The organism is Microbacterium sp. MPR-TSA4 (genome assembly GCF_058792815.1).
Genome location: NZ_JBXAFF010000086.1, coordinates 1 through 3,880, shown reverse-complemented (window position 1 = coordinate 3,880; position 3,880 = coordinate 1). Strand labels below are relative to the sequence as shown.

4 protein-coding genes are annotated in these 3,880 nt (G+C 72.1%); 2 read left to right on the top strand and 2 right to left on the bottom strand.

The window, feature by feature from the left end:
• Positions 1–499: 499 nt before the first annotated feature.
• Entirely contained in the window at positions 500–1,093 is a 594-nt protein-coding gene (locus tag AC1Q49_RS16085; RefSeq protein WP_492493402.1) for a TetR/AcrR family transcriptional regulator, read from the bottom strand.
• A 75-nt stretch (positions 1,094–1,168) separates the two neighbouring features.
• Between AC1Q49_RS16085 and AC1Q49_RS16080 the strand changes: the two genes are divergently transcribed.
• Both AC1Q49_RS16080 and AC1Q49_RS16075 read left to right on the top strand, forming a co-directional pair.
• Positions 1,169–1,555, top strand: a complete 387-nt coding sequence (locus AC1Q49_RS16080; protein WP_060960618.1) for a DUF1304 domain-containing protein — start codon at positions 1,169–1,171, stop codon at positions 1,553–1,555.
• 77 nt (positions 1,556–1,632) lie between these two features.
• Positions 1,633–2,643, top strand: coding sequence for an NADP-dependent oxidoreductase (locus tag AC1Q49_RS16075; RefSeq protein WP_492493400.1), 1,011 nt, complete (start codon positions 1,633–1,635; stop codon positions 2,641–2,643).
• Positions 2,644–2,800: 157 nt separating this feature from the next.
• On the opposite strand, the gene AC1Q49_RS16070 is transcribed toward AC1Q49_RS16075, so the two are convergent.
• Complete coding sequence (locus AC1Q49_RS16070; RefSeq protein WP_492493398.1) at positions 2,801–3,811, bottom strand: tocopherol cyclase family protein; 1,011 nt, start codon at positions 3,809–3,811, stop codon at positions 2,801–2,803.
• Positions 3,812–3,880 lie beyond the last annotated feature (69 nt).

The window sequence follows — 3,880 nt, the reverse complement described above, 5'->3', positions numbered from 1 at the left end:
CTGGGGGCGGGGCGGGGGCGCGAGTCCCGGCATCCCCCGAACCCAACTGCAAGGCCTCCCGGGCGACACGCCGCACCGGATGCCGCCGCCACGGCGCGCCGCGCCTGCGCCCTTGCAGTTAGGCCCCGCCGTCACCGAGCACCGCGACCACCGCCACCGCCGCTTCGGCAGCCCGAGTCCCGGCATCCCCCAAACCCAACTGCAAGGCCTCCCAGGCGACACGCCGCACAGGATGCCGCGACCACGGCGCGCCGCGCCCGAACCCTTGCCGTTCGGTCTCCGCCGTCACAGCGCGGCACGACCACCGCCGCCGCCGCGTCGGCCAAGCCCGACTCCCGGCATCCCCAAACCCAACTGCAAGGCCTCCCGGGCGACACGCCGCACAGGATGCCGCGGCCACGGCGCGCCGCGCGCGAAACCTTGCAGTTCGGCCACCCGCGGCCACCCGCAGCCACCCACAGCACCCCCGTAGCACCCCGCAGGCGCACCACCCCCGCGGTCAGGCGGTGGCGCCCTCGGCGTCCACCAGAGCGGCCGCCGTCTCGAGACCGCGGATCGCCTCCCGGGGCGACGTGCGCACGAGCGCGAACGCGGCGACGACGAGACCCGTCACGGCGTCGCCGAGACGCGTGCGCCCGACAGCGGATGCCGCGGGCACCGCGGCGTCGACTCCGCGGGAGATCGCCGCGTGCAGCTCGGCGCGGTAGTCCTCGATGACGCGGGCCACCTCGGCGTCGCGCGACACCGGGGCGCCGGCGGCGTTGATGAGGAGGCAGCCGTGGGTGGCGGGCATGGACCCGACCCGGCCGAAGGCGACGGTGAGTCCCCGCAGATACTCGGCGAGCGCCCGCTCCTCGACGGCAGCGGCCTGGAGGGGAGCCAGGCGCGGACGGACGATCTCGTCCAGATAGCTCTGCACGGCTTCGTCGAACAGTCCCCGCTTGGAGCCGAACGCGTTGTAGATGCTGGAGCGGTTCAGCCCCGTGGCGGCCTCGAGCCCCGCGATGGACGCGTCCTCGTATCCGTGCTCCCAGAAGAACTGCCGTGCGGCGCGCACGACCGCCGCACGATCGAACTCACGACTCCTGGCCACGGCATCCGCCCACTTTCCGAAACGACCGTTTCAGTATATATTGAACCAGTCAGTTCAGAAACAGGAGGATCCCCCATGGTCATCGTCGGTCTCGTGCTCGCCTCCCTCGCGGCACTCCTGCACGTCTTCATCTTCTGGCTCGAGTCGATCGCGTGGACCACCCCCCGGGCGCGGGCGACGTTCGGCACGAGCGAGACGGAAGCCCAGGCCACGCGCGAGATGGCGTTCAACCAGGGGTTCTACAACCTGTTCCTCGCGATCCTCGTCGCCGTCGGCGTCATCCTCTTCGCCACGGGCGCCACCGCCCCCGGAGCGGCTCTCGTCTTCGCCGGCGCCGGCTCCATGGCCGCCGCGGCGCTCGTCCTGCTGCTGTCGAGCCCCGACAAGGCGTCCGCCGCGCTGAAGCAGGGTGTCCTCCCCGCGCTCGGCGTGATCGCGCTGGCCATCGGCCTTCTCATCTGACGCCACCCGCGTCCCCTCCCGCCCCACCCACCGGGCTCCGACCCGCACAGCCCGACCCCATCCCACAAGGAGAACGAATGACAGACGCCACCAGCACCCAGATCCAGCTCGCCGCCCGCCCTGTGGGGTGGCCGACGCACGACGACTTCCACGTCGCGCAGGTCACCTACGGCGCCCCGCAGCCGGGCGAGGTGCGCGTGCGCAACGAGTTCGTGTCCGTCGACCCCTATATGCGGGGACGTATGAACGACACCCGCAGCTACGTCGCGCCGTACGCCCTCGGCGAGACCATCACCGGCGGCGCCGTCGGACGCGTCGTGGCCTCGGCATCCGACGACCTTCCGGTGGGCACCGTCGTGCTGCACCAGCACGGATGGGCGGACATCGTGCAGGCGGATGCCGCGACCTTCCGCGCCATCCCCGAGATCCCCGGCGTGCCGCTGTCGCTCAACCTGCACATCCTCGGCATGACCGGCCTCACCGCCTACGTCGGTCTCACCGCGATCGCGCACCTGAAGCCCGGCGACACCGTCTTCGTCTCGGGCGCCGCCGGCGCGGTGGGCACCGCCGTGGGCCAGATCGCCAAGCGCCTCGGCGCCGGCCGGGTCATCGGCTCGGCCGGGACGGCGGAGAAGGTCGCCCTCCTCACCGAGAAGTACGGCTACGACGCCGCTTTCGACTACAAGTCCGGCGACGTGCGCACGCTGCTCGCCGAGGCCGCCCCCGAGGGCATCGACGTGTTCTTCGACAACGTCGGCGGCGACCACCTCGAAGCCGCCCTCGACGTCTTCAACGACGGCGGCCGCGCGGCCCTCTGCGGCGCGATCACCGGCTACAACACGACCGAGCGCACGCCGGGCCCCGACAACATGTCGAACATGATCACCCGCGCCCTCACCATGCAGGGCTTCACCCTCGCGGCGTACCTGCACCTCGCGCCCGAGTTCCAGCAGCGCATGTCGGGCTGGTTCGCCGACGGCGGCATCGTCTACGACGAGACGATCGTCGACGGCATCGAGAACACCGTCGACGCCTTCCTGTCGATGATGCGCGGCGCCAACACCGGGAAGATGCTCGTCCGCATCTGAGCCGCACCCGACCCGCGGAGGCCCGCCGCATCGGGGTCGCGTCCGCCCTGTGACAACCGTCACGGCGGATCGCGGCCCCGATTCGCGTCGTGGGCACCCCCGCGCGGCGCGCGCCGACCCTCTCGCGCGGCGGCCGGCCGAGCGCTCCCCGCGGGCGTCAGCGCAGGGCGAGCAGCCGGGCGGTGTCGCCGAAGACCTCGAGCCCGGCGCACGCACCGACTCCCTGCAGCAGCACCCGCCCCGCGGCATCCGTGTGCCGGATCATCACCCGGGCGTCGAGCGTCTCCTCCACCCGCTGGTGCATCGCGGTGCGCAGCGGCGCGTGCAGCAGACCGCCCCGCACGCGCTCGGCCTCGAGCTCGAGATGCCCGTCGGGTCCGCTCATGCTCCAGCGCACCCGATCGTCGTCGATCTGCAGGCTGCGCTCGCGGGAGCGGTTGTAGGTGGTCCAGCGGTGCAGTCGGCCGCTGTGACGAAGCCCCACGATCGACCCGCGGAACGATCCGCGCAGCCACGGGATGATCGCCACGGATGCCACGAGTGAGGCATCCGTCGGCGCGTCGTCGACCGTGTCGATGTGGTTCGACGCCAGCCAGACGTAGCCGGCGGGAAACGCCTGACCCCAGTCCTTCTCGATGTAGCCGCGTCCGCCGTCGAACGCGACCTCCGCGCCCTCGACCTCCAGCGTGCCGGCGAGCCCGTGCCCGAAGGAGACGACGCCGTGGAAGCACTCCATGAACGGCACGAGCCCGTACCAGCCCATGATCCCGGGTTCGCGGGCGGTGACCGGCCACGGTTCGAGGGCCGTCGTGTACGAGATCCGCCCGCGAAGCTGCGGCAGATCGAGCACCGCACCTTCGGCGTCGAACACGTTCGCCCCGACGCGCACTTCGAACCGTCGATCGGATGCCGAGAACTCCGCCGGATCGTAACGGTGGTACCACGACCTCCCCGAGACCCCGTCGAGCACCTGGACGAACGCCTCGTCCACCGGCATCCCGCCGCGCCCGTCGCCCCGGAAGACCCCCGGGATCACCGCCCAGCGCTGCGCCCGGTCGGCCGTGACGAGCTTGACGTACCAGCCCTCGAAGAAGGGCCGCCCGGCCCCACAGCCGTGGAAGGCCTCGGGATGCCGCGCCCCCCGCAGATACGCCATCGGAGTCCGCATGCGGCTCACCCTACGCCCGGCCCGGGACGTTTCGACTCGCTGCGCTCGCTCGACGACTGGGGGGTGGGG

Excerpts from the sequence above, each read along its gene's own strand:
- AC1Q49_RS16080 (WP_060960618.1), top strand. The coding sequence starts at position 1,169 with ATGGTCATCGTCGGTCTCGTGCTCGCCTCCCTCGCGGCACTCCTGCAC.
- AC1Q49_RS16070 (WP_492493398.1), bottom strand. The coding sequence starts at position 3,811 with ATGCGGACTCCGATGGCGTATCTGCGGGGGGCGCGGCATCCCGAGGCC.
- AC1Q49_RS16075 (WP_492493400.1), top strand. The coding sequence starts at position 1,633 with ATGACAGACGCCACCAGCACCCAGATCCAGCTCGCCGCCCGCCCTGTG.